Genomic DNA, 16,376 nt, shown 5'->3' with positions numbered 1-16,376 from the left:
CAATGGTCTTGATCCGGTTAAAGGTTACTGGGCATTGCTGAGGGCGGGGAGCGAAGCGTCCCCTGCCGGGACCTCATCGTCCGGAATGGAAGTATCCGGCGTATAAAGCTTCTTGCCGCCCGGATCCACCACTTCCGCCTTTACCATGATGATGATGGCCTTGCGCTGTTCCTTGGACCCCTTGGAACGGAAAAGACGCCCCACCCAGGGAATATCCCCCAGAACGGGAATTTTATCCTCATACGTAATGGAAGTGGATTTTTTCAAGGCGCCGATGACGAGCGTATTGCCGGTGGCTATGCGCACCGGAGCGGTCAGGCGCCGCGTGGAAAACACGGGCTGAAGAATGAAGTTGTCTGAAGTTTTCACCATGACGACTTCTTCCTTTGCGTCCTTTTCCTGGGAGACCATGGGAACGAAAAGCGACGTGCCGTAGTTGATGAAACCGTCAAAATCCACGATTTCCGGCACTACGGTCATTTCCACGATGGATTTGTCATCGCTGATGCCGGTCACTTCCACATTGAAGATCGTGCCGAGCTGCCTGGTTTCAAAGGCAGAGGGATGGGCGGGAGTCATGGGCATGACCGGAATACCGCCGCCGTTATTGTCATTGTCGCCCCAGTCATTATTATTGCCCGTGCTGTTGGGAACTTCAGGCGGATCATATTCCGTAGGGTAAATCAGTTCCCTGCCGCTGAAAAAGGTGGCTTTTTCACCGGGGCGCACAATCACGGAAGGATGCTGCATAATGTCTGTGCCTTTTTTCTGGCTCAGGCCGCGCATAATCATCGTGATATCCGCGTGACTCCACATGCCGCGCAGAGTGACGATGCTGGGAGCGCCGCCGGGAACATAGGTCGCATCAGAACTTCTGGCGGAAGTGCCGCGTTCTATCATGCTGTCAATGCTATCTTCCGTAAAAACCTGGTTGCCGGAACGCAGCCCGCCCACCACTCCTGCGGGAGCGACGGCTCCGGCCACATTGGCGGCGCTGTCCAGCACGGAATTGTTATAGTCATTTTTATCGGTTCCCGCGCCGCCCATGAACCACTTGGTAGGGTCCAGGTTCAGATTGACGATCCAGTTAAAGCCCAATTCCTCCAAGTCCGTCTGATTGACTTCCAGAAAGGTCGCGCTGACCACCACCTGGAGGGGCTGTTCCGCAGTCCTGGCCGCTACCAGCTCCTCCAGCATGCTCAAATCTCTGGGCGTGCCATGGAAAAGAAGAGTGGAGTTGCCCGAGTTGTATTTAATGAAACTGCCTTCCGGGAATTTCACCCCCATGGAAGCCAGCGCCTTTTGCGGATCCACCCGTTTCAGGGTCATGCCGGAAGAACCGGAATCACCGGAACTGAAGGGGTCTGAATTTTCGGCGCCAGAGTCCTCCGACAATCCGGAAAAGAAGCCCGGCGGAAGGGTAATGGACTTGGTGACCATGTAGGAAGTTCCGTCTGAACTGGATACCAGTTCCGCACCAAAGGCATTTGTCCGCAGAATAAGGCCGGATGCGCGCGCCACGTATTCCAGGGCCTCACGAAGAGGTACATTCTGAAGATTAAGCGTAATTCTCTTGGCGGCGGCGTCCCTGGCGGAAACGCTGTCTGCAGGACCGGGATCCACGGAAATATTCACGCCGCGTTCCGCCGCAGTCATGGCCGTGGCATCATGCGTCCTGGCCTGGCTGCGCAGATAGTCCACGGCTTCCTGCACCGTCGCTCCATCCAGCTGCACACGGGGCAGGCGGATCATGCCTAGTTTCTGGTCCACATTCACCACCGGGTTATCCAGCGGCCGGGAAAATGAAGCGGGTTCCTCCGGTGTTTCCGTCAAAGGAACGGGCATCTCCCACTGTCTGGAAACATCCGCCAGGGCACTGCTGCGGGTTTCATCCCTGGCAGCGCTAAAATAGGCGGTTCTGGCGCGGTTAACCAGTTCCATGCCGCGCCGCGCCGCCGTATTGTAAGGGTCCGTCTTAAGGACGGACGTAAATTCCTTCAGGGCCGCATCATACTGGCCCAGTTCATAATAGCCGAAAGCCAGGTGAAGCAGACGGTTGACTTCCTCTACATTTTTTACGTGTTCCGGAGACAATGCCGGATTCGTACGCACCGGGTCGCGGGCTATTTCCAACGTGCGCCTGGCCAAGGCATGGTCCGGAGTGGATTTCAGGGCATCTTCCAGCAACTTGACGGCCTCATCGTAACGCCCCGCCTTGATATATTCCTGAGCCACAGCCACACTGGCATCCGCGATGCTGGTTTCCAGGAAACGGCGGCGCTTCTCCATATTGGGGGATTTGGGCAGCGCAGTCAGGCTTCTGCGGTAATTGTCCAGAGCTTCCTGGTACTTGCCCTCGGAATATTGCTGACGCGCCTGCCCTAACAGCAGCATGGAAGCCTGAGCCTGCTCTTCCATCCGGGCTGCTGCCCGGCGTGCGGCCCCTGCCCCCTCCTGGGCCAGCCCCTGGCCGGCTCCAATACCGGCAACGGCAAGCGCCATGGCAATTTGCTGAATGGCAGACATGGAGTGAGGGAAACGTCTAGTCATAGGAATTTCCGGGACTATACCGAATTAAAAACCGCCCGTCATCATAAAAACGCCCAGCAGAGTAAAAAATATCGGCAAAGGCTGCAGCTTCCCTCCGGAGGGAACGCTTCTCTAAACGGCAGACAGTTCCAGCACGCCCACATGTCCCGGTTTCAGGGGATGGGACAGACCGCAGTCCATCAATTCCCGCCGCTCAAAAATCCTGTCCTCACCCTCGGCGTCCATCAGGTTTCTGACGCGTACCCGATCCGTCTGGATGCCGCACCAGCCGAAAGCGTGCTGGGGAATGGAAATGCGCAGGTTGTAGAAATTGATATTTGGAGAAAGGTTCCCCACCACAAGCACGGTGGCCCTGGCGCGGGCATCATGCCGGAGCATGGCATATACCCAGTGGCCGGAAGTGTCTTCCGCCGGTTCCCTGCCGAAAGTGGTGTTTTTCATATTAGCCCAGTTCAGGCCGTAAAAATCTCCCCGGTCCAGCGCCGGATGCTGCATCAGAGGAAGAAGCTTCCGATGAAAATTTCTCAGTTCTGCGGACTCTTCCGGCAACAGGGAAGAGTCAAACCGGCCATCCGCCACCCAGGGCTGGAGCCGGGGGAGGCAGGTATAGTCAAAAATACTGGTACGCCCGTCATGTCCGCCGAAACCGCCGGGCCCCTCCGCCCGTTCCCCCACTTCCTGCCCGTTGTACACCAGCACGGGACCGCTCCCGGAGGCATACACCAGCGTCATGACCGCCGGCAGAACAACGCGCCCCACGCCGCCCCAGGAAAGAGGGGAGCACACGCGCGTTTCATCATGGTTTTCCACGTAGCGGACGCCGTGGGTCATGTATATGGGATTGCTTCGGAAAAGCCGGTCGAAGTCATTGGCCCAGTTATTTTCCGTGTACATATGGAGCGCCAGATGATAGCAGTCGGAATCGTAAACGGCATTAAATCCGGCATCCAGAAGGGCGGCGCACGGATCGCCGGGTGTGGTTTTCATGTGGTCGTTGTATGCCTCCGCCATGAAAAACACGTCCGGCAGACGCACCCGGGAACGGGAAATGGCCCATTTCCAGAAAGCCATGGGGATCATTTGGGCCATGTCGCACCTGAAACCGCCGATGCCCAGGCTTTGCCAGAAGGAAAGGATATCGTCCATGATGCGCCATGTCTTGGGCACATGCTGCTTGGGGCTGGTCCACCCCGGCAACAGGCGGAGGGCAGGAAGACCGGCCATAAAGTTATAGCCGTAGTTGAGCTTGACCGTTTCATACCAGTCGTACTTGCCGGGATTCCATGTAACGGCATTGTTGCCCGTCACACGGCCGAACGTCATTTCCCCTTCAAACAGGCCGTCCGGCAGACGCAGGGGTGGACCGTCCCCAAGGCTGTTGGAGGTCAGGTAAAAGTACCCCTGCTCCGGAGAAAAAAACGTATGGGGATCATCTCCTTCTCCAAAATCGTCATGCCCGTCCCAGTCCGCCAGGTAGGCTCGGGAAACATGGTTGGGAATAAAATCCATCATCGGCAGCAGCCCCACCGTCCGGCAACGCTTTACCAGAGCCTTGAACTCATCCATTCTCTTCTCCGGGGAGGAGGCCAGGTCCGGATCCACGTCAAAATAATCCACCACGGCATAGGGACTTCCTGCCAGGCCTTTTACGATGGATTCCGGCTGGGCGGCCAGCCCGGGATGGGCCGTCTGCGTAGCGTGCCTCAATACCCCGGTCAGCCAGATGTGTGTGAAACCCATCCGTGCTATTTCACGTAAGGCTTTATCCGTCACTCCATTAAAAGTTCCGCACCCGTTCGTTTCCCGGCTCCCCCAGTCAACTCCATGGGTCTCCATATTGGAAAAATGACGAACAAATAGTTGATAAATGACAGGACGCATGAGTTGAAATAATCAAATTTTGACGCTTATAATGCTAACTTTTTCAGGTATTCTGCAAGCGCATTCTGTTCCACCGGGGCAATTTGTCCCAGCTGCAGCAGGGCTTCCTCCCTGGTCCGGAGCGTTCCCTCCAACTGAAGTTCCTGCAGACGGGACAGCCATTTCCCGAAATCAGGCCCCGGGGACAGCCCCAGATTCACCAGATCACGCCCGGTCACCAGAGGAGGAGGAACCAGAGGGGCATTCCGGTAGGAATCCATGAAGTCCCTGACAAATTGCCAGTTGTCCATCAGTCCGTTGGAGGAAAGGCAATCCAGGCGGTGGAGTTCCAGTTCATCCCGGAAATGAGGAGCGTTCATGAACATTCGCAGCGTAGATTTCCTCATCTGCCTCACGTTGATGAAGCGCATATGGCGCTCCACCATGGAACACACCGCATCCACCACGGCATTGGAATATTTCAGCCTTCTTAAAATGACCCTGGCCATGGAAGAACCTTCCTTGTCATGACCGGAAAAACGGATGCGCCCCGTTTCATCCACCTGACGGCAGGGAGGTTTCCCGATGTCATGCAGCAGAACCCCCAGGGCCAGCTTCAAAGACACGGGGGAGCCGTCCCTTCCCAGCGCATCCAGCATCATCAGCGTATGGGTGTATACGTCTCCTTCCGGATGCCATTGGGGAGGTTGCGTACAGCCTATCATATCGTATATTTCCGGAATGACATGCTTCATCAACCCCGTTTCCACCAGCATTTCCACACCCCGTTTCCTTCCGGGAGACAATAAAATCCTGTCCAGTTCCTCCCGGATGCGTTCCGGGGAAATCCGGGCCAGCAGCGGAGCGTTCCTGAAAATGGAGGAGCAAGTCTCCTTCTCCACCTGAACTTCCCTAGTAACGGCAAAACGTACGGCGCGCATCAGCCGCAGGGAATCTTCTTCAAAACGACGGTCCGGCTCCCCGATGCACCTCAATACGCGGGCCCGGATATCCTCCACTCCGCCTACATAATCCACCACACGGCCCGGAGGCGAAGAAAACGGATCTTCAAAGAGGCCGTTCATGGTAAAATCACGCCGCCGGGCATCTTCTTCCGCATCCGTGAAACAGACGTCCTCCGGCCTCCGGCCATCCCTGTAGCTTCCGTCTCTGCGGAAGGTCGCCACCTCAAAGGAAAAACCTTCGCGGCGTACCAGCACCACGCCGAAGGCGGCGCCCACTTCCCAGGCATCCGGAAACAGGCGCAACACTTCATCCGGGCGGGCGGAGGTGGCAATATCGATATCCTTCACGGAATATCCCAGCAACCTGTCCCGAACACAGCCGCCCACAAAATATACGGTGTGTCCTGCTCCGGAAAGAACCCGGGCCACGTCCTCCGCGGCCTTTCTCAACAGAATCCCCTCCATGAAACGGATCATTCAGGCATGGGCCTCAAAGGAGGAGCGGAAAGAGAATGGTCCTCCGCACCGGAGGGGGCGGAAGGGAACGCGGGCCGCGGCCTATCAGGCCGGGAAACAGAGGGAACGCGCGTATCCGGGGAATTAATCCTGGCCGGCGGAGAAACAGGCTTGGAGGAAGCAGGGGAGGAGGGAGACTTTTTCCCATCCGGCTTTTCTTTCTTTTTTCCCTCAAGTTTGCCCATGACCGCGTACAGGTTGGCGTCAAACAGCATATCCGGCGTGCCGCGCATCAGGATTTTCCCCGCAGGGTCCAGCAGATACACCCGCGGGGTGAGCCTCACCCGGTAATCCTTAAACGCCGCCGCTTTTTCATCCACCAGGGAGGGCATATCCATTTTCAAGTTCAACAGGGCCTTTTCTATGTTCTCTCTCTTTCCGGGAGCCACCGGCATCACCGTCAAACCGGGAAATTCTTTCCGGAGAGACGCGGCTTTTTGCAAAAACTGAACGGAACGCATATCCTGCGGATCCCAAAAAACCACCAGCACGGGCTTATTCCCGGAGGGGAGCGTCACTTTTCCGGACGCCGCGGTAGAGGGAAGGCTGATTTCAGGCCCGGTCTGCCCAATATTGAGATTGCGTATTTCATACAGTTCCTCCTTCACAATATTTTGAACCGGAATAGGGCCGAAACTGGAATCATAGCATTTGATAATGGCGTCTTTCAGCAATTTTCCGCGGGCCGCCACCAGCCTGACGTCATCCTGAAGCATCCCTGTCGTTTCCTTCATCACCATGGCCAGGCCCAGGGAAGCCAGGCCCTGGTCCTCAGGGAACTGGTTGTAATCCTTGATCTGTTCCAGAATAACGCGGCAGCGCAGGTCACGGGAATTGCTCAGGGCATACGCCGCCTTTCCTGCCCCCTGTTCCCGGAACAGCGTATTTTCCAGGGAATCCAGGCAGAACACGACAATTTTCCTGGCCATGTCTCCATTGGGGAACGCCTGCGCTACAGCCTGGGGATGATCCAGAAACCAGACGACAGCCGGAAGAAGGCAGGATTTTTGAGTCTCGGGCTTCTGAAGGTCGCGCCCTACCAGCCTCCATAATTCCCGAGCCACCGGAACGGCATCCGGACGGTTCTTCATCAATTCCGCCCTTTTTTCCCCGCTTTCAGCCGTTTTCAATGCGGATTCCCAGTCGGACTGCCTCATCCGCCAATCCTCCAGCACATTGTTCATGCCCGTCTCGTCCGCCGGAGCCCATCCAAGCAGGCTGCATGCACCGGCTATCACGCAAAACGCTCTCTTCATACCCTGCCACTATGCCCTGACGCGTCCCACACGTCAATCAAACCCCGTGGCAAAACGCAGCCTATTTTTTCTTTTCCCCTCCCTTCCAGCTGTTTACAGCGCGGAATACATCTTCCGGAAATGAACAAACCCCGGCGAATCCCTTCGCCGGGGCTGCTGTTCAACTAACTACCTATGAAGACGGTTGAGTCCTTAAGTGGATGAAGCGCTCTCTCTTTCACTGCATCCGGATCATAACCGTTATGGGTGAGACAAACACACGGCAAATATGTTCAAACATTATTTCTTTTGTATGACACAAGGCCCGGGAAGACAAAAAAGCGGCTACGGAATTTCTCCCGTAGCCGCTCCAACTAACTACCTATGAAATCAGGGTTATTCCTGGTGACAAGGGAAGCTCTCGTTCCTCCCTTATCGAACATCCCTGTTCATTCAGGATACCTTCACGAATTAAACGCTCAAGAATTTTTTTCCTTACGTGAAAAAAACAGAGAACCGCCGCTTCAGGCCGCTACAAAGTTTCGTTCGTCATTGGTCAGGGCCCGCACCTGCACGGCCATAAACCTCATTTCATTAAGCATGTTCAGATAAAGCAGGGAGGAACGGGTGCGCGTCTGGTTGCGCTGGGCCCGCTTGATCTGGCGCTTGGTGGCCTTTGCCACCAGTTGAAGAAGCTGTTCCTGGGCCACCATCGTATAGTCGAACTGAATGTACGTCCCCGTCTGGAGCATTTTGCAATATTCATCCAGCAGCTTGATGAGGGCGGTATGCACCTCCTTCAAATCGTCCACCTGGTCAATCGTAAACGGCGTGTGGTTATTATCCACATACGTGAAGATGGACTCGGAAAACTGCGACAGGCTCTGCGTAGCTTCATTCAGATGCTCCAGGGCCTGCACAAAGTGGTAGCCCATATCCAGGGAGCGGGACTGCATCTTGTACAGAATAGGGAGAATATCGTACTTGTGATGTTCGCTGCTGGTCATGGCCAGCCGTTCTGCGGCATCCGCCAGTTCTTTCAGGGCCTTCCTGTCCCCCTGGAAAAAGTTTTCCACGGTGTCATTGTAAATTTCCCGCAGCTTGAGCGTGCTGTCCACAATCTGGTGGCTGCATACATCCAGGATATTTTCTTCCGTAATCTGGTCAAAACGCTCTACGGAAAGCTTGCTTTCCCGCTTGCGGTGCATGATGGTGGACTTTACCAGAATGACAACCACCAGGGCCAGCAGACCGAAGATGGCGTACACCTGTCCGTAATGCAGGATGGTAGCCATGACGGCGGCCAGCGTAAAGGCAGCCAGCCCGGTCATGAACCAGCCGGAAATCACCGTCAGCACGCCGGTTACACGGTAAACCGCGCTCTCCCTTCCCCATGCCTTGTCCGCCAGAGAGGAGCCCATCGCCACCATGAACGTCACGTACGTGGTGGAAAGAGGGAGCTGCCTGCCAGTAGCCCATGCAATCAACAGGGAAGCAACCGTCAGGTTCACCGTGGCGCGAATCAGGTCAAATGCCACCCGGTCCTTGGGATTCAAGGGCTGGGGGGCGGGATCCCACTGGTGGTTCATGCGCACCAGCATGCGGGCGGGAATAAGCCTTTTCACCCCGCGTCCCAGGGCGATGGCGCTGCGAACGATGGCGCGGGCGGGGGGGACGGAGCCGAAACGCTCAATACCGCCTTCACCCTGCCTGGAAAGTTCCACGCCGGTGGCGATCACCGTTTTTGCCTTTTTGGAGAACCACAAGGCAAAAATCATCATGCAGCCCGCGGCGAACAAAATATAATGGTTTACCGGCATGCCCTGCCCCGGCATCAGACACTCCATGGAGGTGATGGATGAGGGAGAGCCACCGGCCGCCGCCACGCTGCTGGCGTACTGGAAGGAATCCAGACCACCCATGAAAACGCCGATGAAATTCACCAGGTCGTTGCCCGCAAAAGCCAGGGCCAGGGAAAAAGTGCCCGCCAGAACGGTCAGGCGCAGAATATTCGTCATGAACAAATGCTGAAGCAGGAACATGAGCACGGAAAAACCGCCGAAGGCCGTGAGCAGGGCCATGCCCAGATTCTGGTCAATGTATTGGATGAACGAGGGCTCCATCAGGGTAGACTCTTTCAAGCCCTTGAAAACGGCAAAATAGGCTATCGCCGTCATGGCAATGCCGCACCAGAAACAGCCGAACCATTTGAACCGGGACTGGTATTTAAACGTGAACGCCAGACGGGAAATCCACATGACGATGGTGCCTACCGTAAAGGCGATGGCTACGGAAAGAAGAATGCTGGTGACAATCTCAAAAGCCTTGTCCGTATTAATGAAATCCCACACGGACTGAACCAGGCGGAGCTTGGAAATCTTGAACAGGGCCGTCGCTACGGCAGACCCCAAAATACCGAATACCAGGGAAACGGTGGTGGACGTAGGCAATCCGAAAGTATTGAAGGTATCCAGCAGAATCACTTCGCTGATCATTACCCCCAGGAAAAGCAGCATCACTTCATGATAACTGAACATGTCCGGGTGAAAAATACCGTTGCGGGCTACTTCCATCATGCCTCCGGAGAAACAGGCCCCCACCAGCACGCCGATGGAAGCTACGGTCAGGATCACCCGCACGGGTGCAGCCTTGGAACCGATGGCGGAATTGAGGAAGTTGACAGCGTCATTCGCTACGCCGTTGATCAAGTCAAATGCCGCCAGAAGCAGCAGGGCTGTGATGATAATCCAGTAAATTGAGTCCATAACTGTCTCTTGTGAATGGTGGGCGGAGGGCATCCGCGAGCTGCACCACCGCCTCTTTACACGGAAACGGTCGATTTTGCTACTGTTTTGTTACAGAAAAATCCTTTCTCCTTATCACCGGGAACGGGGAAGGAAATCCAGTTCCCCGGGGTCGGGCCAACGGTGCCGGGGATAACGCCCCGCCAGGTCCTTTTTCATTTGCCCGTATCCGTTCCGCCAAAAACTTTCCAGAGATCCCGTTACCTGCCACGGCCTCTGGCTGGGGGCCAGCACCTCCACAATCACGGGTACGGCCCCGTTGGCAATGCGTGGGGAAACCGCCACGCCGAACAGGCGCTGCACCGTCAGACTGATCACCGGGGAGGAATCCTCCCCGTACCTGACCTTGGCGTGCTGGCCGTTGGGCAACGTGAGGCTTACCGGGGCATAATCGTCCAGCGCCTTCGCCTGCCAGCCGGAAAGCCAATCCCTCAGCACGGGAATAATTTCCCTTTCCTTGATGTCCTTATAACCCACGGCCCCTTCACAGACCAAAGAAATGGCGACCAGCTTGTCCTCCTCCGAAAACCGGGGCAGCTCCAGTTCCGGCATCCAAACGCTCAAACCATTAAGACGGCGTATCCACTGTTCCACGGCATCATTCCATTTCACCAGCTTCAGGGTTCCGTCCACTACTTTTTCAGCCAAAACCGGGGCGGCCAGCTCCGGAGGGGCATCCCCGCGGTCACGATCCTCCAGCACCAGATCTCCATACATCAGCTTCCGGTGCAGACGCACGCGCCGCAAAGCGGCATCGAAGACGGCTTCCTCCCCGCAGGAAAAACGCTCCGGCCAAATGGAACGCAAATCTTCCGGCGCAATAAGCGTACAGCGTCCCACACGGGTTTCCACCGCCTTTCCGGACAATTCCGCCACCTCTGCGGCTACGAAATGCTCTCCTTGAAACACCACGCTTCCTTCCGCCAGCCTGCCGCCCACCCCGCCGGCCATGCGGCATGTATTGGCTGCCACGCCATTTCGCACACCCACATGGTCCGCAAAACTCTCAATCATTGCACGGACTACGGCAGGGCGCGCCGCCGTAAAATCCGGTCCCGGCGTTTCCCGGGCTTTTCCCCGGCTGCCGACGGATAGAAGCTGCCGGTATGCCATCCATGCCTCCCGCGCCCCGCGGGAAGAGATGCCCCAGCGGGTACACGCCGCCGCCCCAAAACCGGCATCCACAGCCTTCTCCACCGCGCGCCACTCCGCCTGGAAATCCGTGTAATCCGCAGAATCGCGCAAATGATCGTTCAGCCCCCCCTTTACCGCAACACCTTCTCCCTGCATCAGGGCTGCAACGGCGGCCAGCTCCACGGCACACTGTTCATCCTGGCCGGCCACCATCAGACGGGCCAGCCGGGGCGGCAGGGGAAAAGCGGTCATCCTTTTTCCCGTATCCGTCAGGCTTCCATCCTCTTCCGTCGCACCCAGGGCAGCCAACAAATTCACGGCCCGCTGCATCACCAGGGGGGCAGGAACATCCAGCCAACGGAAATTTTCCGGTACGGTGACGCCCCAGGCAGCCAAATTCAAAACGGCTCCGGCCAGATCCACCCGGAAACATTCGGGCGGGTCAAAATCCTCCTTCCGGGCCTGTTCCGCCTCACTCCACAGCCGGAAACAGCGCCCCGGAGCCACGCGCCCGGCACGGCCCGCGCGCTGAGCGGCGGACGCCTTGGAAATCTTCACCAGATGCAGCGTATCCATCCCCCGGTACGGATCCCATCCGGACCGGCGGACCAGCCCGGAATCAACCACCGTACGCACTCCCTCAATCGTCAGGGAAGTTTCCGCCACATTAGTGGAAACAATGACACGGGGGATATCCCCCCGCTCCACGGCGCAATTCTGCTGCTCCGGCGCCAGAGACCCGTAAAGGGGAAAAACGTCCCGGCCGCTCATCCACGGCTTTCCTGCCAGCAACTCCACCGTTTTCCGTATCTCATACACGCCCGGCATAAATACCAGCACATCCCCGCAGTCATCCTCCCTCACCGCCTCCCGCACAACATCCGCCGCCTGCTCCCATATGGGGGGAGGAGCCACCCTGCCGCGTCCGTCACTGACCAGGCGGGGAGCCCGGTAAACGACTTCCACGGGATACTGCCTGCCTTGCGCTTCCAGAACCCGGCAGGAACCTCCCATATATTCCCGCAGCCCTGATATCTCCAGTGTGGCGGACATCACGACCACGGCCAGATCCCGGCGCGGCCCTTCCTGCAGATCCAGCACACGCCCCAGGGATAAATCCCCGGAAAGGCTGCGTTCATGGAACTCATCAAACACCACGGCGCTCACCCCTTCCAGGGAGGGCCATTCCGTCAGCCAGCGCTCCAACATGCCGTCCGTCACGTACGCGATACGGGTGCGGGAGGAAATGTACCGTTCAAAACGCACCGCATACCCCACTTCTTTTCCCAGCTCCACCCCGCGCAGCCGGGCCACATGCCGCGCCAGCAGGCGAGCGGCCATCCGCCGGGGCTGTACAACGACAATCAGGCCACGGTCTCCCAGACCGGCGTCATCCATCATCGGAGGAACGCCGGTGGACTTGCCGGAGCCGGTAGGAGCTTTCAACAAAATGCGCGGAGAAGGAACCCGCAGAGCCTCCATCAATTCTCCGCGGATTTCCTCAATGGGAAGAGAAGAAAAAACCATACCGGGTTACAGGGAATCCGTTCGTGCCGGGGACATTCAGCCGATGCAGGCCAGCAGAAACCAGAAAAACGGCACGGTAAAGGAAGGGCTGTCAATCAAATCAAAAATTCCTCCTATCCCCGGCAGCAGGGAACCGGAATCCTTGATGGCCAGGCTGCGTTTAACCAGGGACCCGGCCAGATCCCCGTAAACGGAAAGCAGGAAAATGAGGGATGTGCATCCCATCAGTACCAGTACCTGGGTTATGGACAAGACGGAAATTCTGAACATCGGGAAAACCAGCCCTATGGCCGCCGCATTCGTCAGCACCCAGGAACCGAGGAGGCCCTCCCACGTTTTCTTGGGGCTGATGTGGGGAATGAGCCTGCGGGAAAAAAGGCGGCCGCCCAGCAGGAACCCGCTCACGTAGGCAAAAATGTCCGCCATCTTCGTTACCAGAACGACCCACAGCACACACATGACAATGGCCGGATAAACATACCCCGCCCTCATATACGCCAGATGCAGGGCCAGAATGGCAAAAGAGAACAGCCAGACGGGATAAATAAAGGAAAGCAGCGTAGTACCCACGGAACGGAGAGCCCTGCTTCCATCCACCGGGTGCTTCATCTCACGGATGAAGGCAACCACTACCAGGAGGACCGGAGCGGCAAGTGCCACCAGAAGAGGAAGGGGGATGAGGAAAGAAACCTGTTCCGCAAGGGCGCTTTCCCGGAATTTAGTGATGCAGCATGACCAGGACAGCAATACGGGGTACGCCACTCCGAAAAGAAAGCTCAAGTTCGGCTGGGAGGCTTTTCCGGAACGCAGCAGCATGTGCCGCCATTCCCAGGCGGCCAAAATACAGAAAATGCAGACCAGACCGTAATACCCAAGTTCGCAGTCCCACCACAAAGCCCCGGCCAGCAACCCAAGCAAAACCACGGTGCTGAATGAACGCTGCAGCAGAACACCCATCTTGCTTCCGGAAAAACTCTTGTCCCGATTCGGTATGCTCATCATCACGCGAAGTGTACAGAAAACCGTTGCAACCTCAATCCTGAAATGCTTCCTTTCCTGCGGCGTCTCTTCGGAAAACGTCCGTTCTCCCCATCCTCACCCTCCCCGCTGCAAACAGGAAAGCAGTCATCCCGCCACTTTTCCCTCTCCGGGAAGGATGCAGCAACGGAAAACCAAAGAAAGCACGCAACAACAAAAAGCGAAAAAAATGCAAAAAAAACATCCGTAAAATGAAATCCATTTCCATGCAGCTCCAATATGACAAATGCCGGACTTCCGCACAAAATTTCAAACTTTATGGTGGATTTATCCACCCATGAATTCTCTTCTTTCCTCCCCCTGCCGCCGCCGGATATTTCCGGATGAACCGGCTTCCATTTACTCTTGTCCCCTTCCGGAAACAAGGAGAGCAAAATAGCGTCATGTGGACGTTTTATAAGATAGACAATCACCTGCAAATCAGTAACACTTACATCCCGGCGCCAGCTTTTTCCCCAAATGGAAAAAAACGCACCCTTTTCCGTTATGAACATGCACTCATTCCGTTGGATTAGACTCACCGCATTCTCGGCCCTGGCCGCAGCCGCCATTACTTCCTGCGCCTCTGCGGCTACGGACTTCAACCAGGTGGGCAAGCAAATGTCCCTGCTGCTCCAGAATTTCCACTTCTCCCGCAAAGAATTCAGCGATGAACTATCCACTAAATTCCTGGAAACCTACCTGCGCAAGGTAGACCCCAACAAAATATTCTTCACCCAGCAGGACGTAGACGCCCTCAAAAGAAAATACGGTAAGGAGCTGGACGACTACCTTATGTCCGGCCAGATGATGGATGCGGCCCAGGCCATGCACGCCCTTTACCGCCAGCGCGCCATGCAGCGCATCTCCTATGCGCGGGATTTGCTGAAAAAGGGAGGCTTCACCTTTGACAAAGACAAGTCTATCGAACGTTCCCGCCGCAAAACAGCCGCGTGGCCCAAGGATGAGGCGGAAATGCAGCAGGTCTGGAAAGACATGGTGGAGGAACAGCTCCTGTCCGAAATCCTGCGCCGTGAAACCGTAGCGCGCCTGGCCAAGGAACAGAACAAGCCCGATCCCCTGGCCAATGAAAAACCCGCGGAGGAAAAACTGCTTATGCGTTATGAACGCATTCAACGCAATATTCAGGAAACGGATCTGGAAGACGTAGCGGAAACACTGCTCAGCGCCGTAGCCTTGACGTATGACCCGCATACGGATTACATGGGTGCGCGCCAGGTGGACCGTTTCAAAATCTCCATGGGTACGGAACTCACCGGCATCGGCGCCCTGTTGGGCAGTGAAGACGACGGTTCCACCAAAATTACCGGTATCGTTGTGGGAGGACCGGCTGACAAATCCGGAGAATTGAAGCTGAACGACCGCATCGTTGCCATTGACTCCGACAACTCCGGAGAAATGGTGGATATCCTGTTCATGAAGCTGGACAAAGTGGTGGATATGATCCGCGGAGCCGAAAATACCCAGATGCGCCTGAAAGTAGAGCCGGCAGACGCCCCCGGACAGGCCAAAATCATTACGCTGACCCGCTCCAAGGTACCTCTGAAGGATGAACTTGCCAAAGGTGAAATCATTGAACTTACCGGAGCTCCGGAAGGCAGGAACCGCATTGGCGTGCTGAGCCTTCCCTCCTTCTACGCAGACATGGAAGGCGGAGACCGCCGCTGTGCCAAGGATGTCAAAAAAATCCTGGAACGGATGAACAAGGAAAATGTGGATGGCCTGGTAATTGACCTGCGTAGCAACGGCGGCGGTTCCCTGGAGGAAGTGCGCCTGATGACGGGCTTCTTTACCGGAAACGGCCCCGTGGTACAAATCAAGGACACCCGCGGCAACGTGGATATCAAATCCGCCCACAACCGCCAGAAACTCTTCAATGGCCCCATTGTGGTGCTCATTAATAAACTCAGCGCATCCGCCTCTGAAATTCTGGCCGCGGCCCTTCAGGATTACGGCCGCGCCGTGATTGTGGGGGATGAATCCACCTTCGGGAAGGGGTCTGTGCAGCAGCCTGTGGACATCGGCCAATACCTGCCTTTCTTCGCGGCCAGAGACCGTGCGGGCCTGCTGAAAGTCACTACCCAGAAATTTTACCGTGTGGCGGGCGGCTCCACCCAGCTCAAAGGCGTGGAAAGCGATATCCAGCTTCCCACCGCTACGGCGGCATTCGAGCTGGGAGAAGACATTCTGGACTACGCGATGCCCTATGACCAGATTACGCCCTGCACCAACTACAAAAAGGACTCCTCCATCGCGGCCATGCTGCCCGTGCTGAAAGATGCCAGCGCGAAGCGCGTGGAAAAAGACCGCGACCTCCAGATTGCCAGGGAAGATATCGCCATGATGAAACAGCGCATCAAGGACAACAAGCTTTCCCTGAACAAGAAAATCCGGGAACAGGAAAACTCCGCCCTGGAAGAACGCCGCAAATCCATCAACAAGGAACGTAAAATCCGCTTCGCGGAAATGGCCAGGGAAGACGCAACCAAATACAAAATTTACCGCCTGACGCTGGATGACGTCAACGCCAAGGAGCTGCCCCTGGCGGATCCGGAAAAAGACAATGAACAATTCATGCACCTGGCGGAAGACCCCACGGCAGAACTGGACGACTCCCCGGAATACCCCTCCGGCCTTGATCCGGAACTCCGCGAAGGCATCAACATCGTCCAGGATATGCTGAAGCTGGAATCCTCCGGAAAATAACGGCTCGCTCCTCGCGAACCTCCTTGCCGCCCCGGTCCCAT

Annotated in this window: 9 protein-coding genes; 1 reads left to right on the top strand and 8 read right to left on the bottom strand. The window is 56.5% G+C overall.

Annotated features, from left to right (window positions below):
- Positions 1-24 precede the first annotated feature (24 nt).
- The 8 genes from AMUC_RS08750 to AMUC_RS08715 form a co-directional block, all read right to left on the bottom strand.
- Complete coding sequence (locus AMUC_RS08750; RefSeq protein ID WP_081429190.1) at positions 25-2,550, bottom strand: Amuc_1098 family type IV pilus outer membrane protein; 2,526 nt, start codon at positions 2,548-2,550, stop codon at positions 25-27.
- 111 nt (positions 2,551-2,661) lie between these two features.
- Positions 2,662-4,431 (bottom strand): alpha-amylase family glycosyl hydrolase, encoded by a 1,770-nt coding sequence (locus AMUC_RS08745; protein ID WP_081429188.1) that lies wholly within the window; start codon positions 4,429-4,431, stop codon positions 2,662-2,664.
- Between the two features lie 26 nt (positions 4,432-4,457).
- On the bottom strand, positions 4,458-5,840 hold the full coding sequence (locus AMUC_RS12680) for a CCA tRNA nucleotidyltransferase (protein WP_123038955.1): 1,383 nt from the start codon (positions 5,838-5,840) through the stop codon (positions 4,458-4,460).
- Between the two features lie 8 nt (positions 5,841-5,848).
- Positions 5,849-7,147 carry a TlpA family protein disulfide reductase gene (locus AMUC_RS08735; protein WP_012420670.1) on the bottom strand — a complete coding sequence of 433 codons (1,299 nt, stop codon included), beginning with the start codon at positions 7,145-7,147 and terminating at the stop codon, positions 5,849-5,851.
- Between the two features lie 503 nt (positions 7,148-7,650).
- Positions 7,651-9,891: an inorganic phosphate transporter gene (locus tag AMUC_RS08730; protein WP_012420669.1), complete on the bottom strand. Its 2,241-nt coding sequence runs from the start codon at positions 9,889-9,891 to the stop codon at positions 7,651-7,653.
- Between the two features lie 114 nt (positions 9,892-10,005).
- The gene (hrpB, locus tag AMUC_RS08725) at positions 10,006-12,591 is read right to left on the bottom strand and encodes an ATP-dependent helicase HrpB (protein WP_012420668.1); all 2,586 of its coding nucleotides are present in this window, start codon (positions 12,589-12,591) and stop codon (positions 10,006-10,008) included.
- A 36-nt stretch (positions 12,592-12,627) separates the two neighbouring features.
- A complete protein-coding gene (locus tag AMUC_RS08720; protein WP_031931152.1) occupies positions 12,628-13,593 on the bottom strand; it encodes a phosphatidate cytidylyltransferase in 966 nt (321 codons plus the stop codon).
- A complete protein-coding gene (locus AMUC_RS08715; protein ID WP_042448199.1) occupies positions 13,593-14,123 on the bottom strand; it encodes a hypothetical protein in 531 nt (176 codons plus the stop codon). The genes AMUC_RS08720 and AMUC_RS08715 overlap by 1 nt, the downstream gene beginning before the upstream one ends.
- Here AMUC_RS08715 and AMUC_RS08710 point away from each other — a divergent pair.
- The gene (locus AMUC_RS08710) at positions 14,122-16,335 is read left to right on the top strand and encodes a carboxy terminal-processing peptidase (protein WP_123038863.1); all 2,214 of its coding nucleotides are present in this window, start codon (positions 14,122-14,124) and stop codon (positions 16,333-16,335) included. The genes AMUC_RS08715 and AMUC_RS08710 overlap by 2 nt on opposite strands.
- The last annotated feature ends 41 nt before the right edge of the window (positions 16,336-16,376 follow it).

The organism is Akkermansia muciniphila ATCC BAA-835, assembly GCF_000020225.1.
Lineage (GTDB): Bacteria > Verrucomicrobiota > Verrucomicrobiia > Verrucomicrobiales > Akkermansiaceae > Akkermansia > Akkermansia muciniphila.
The sequence above is the reverse complement of the archived record's forward strand: the minus strand, read 5'-3'. Positions and strand labels throughout refer to the sequence as shown.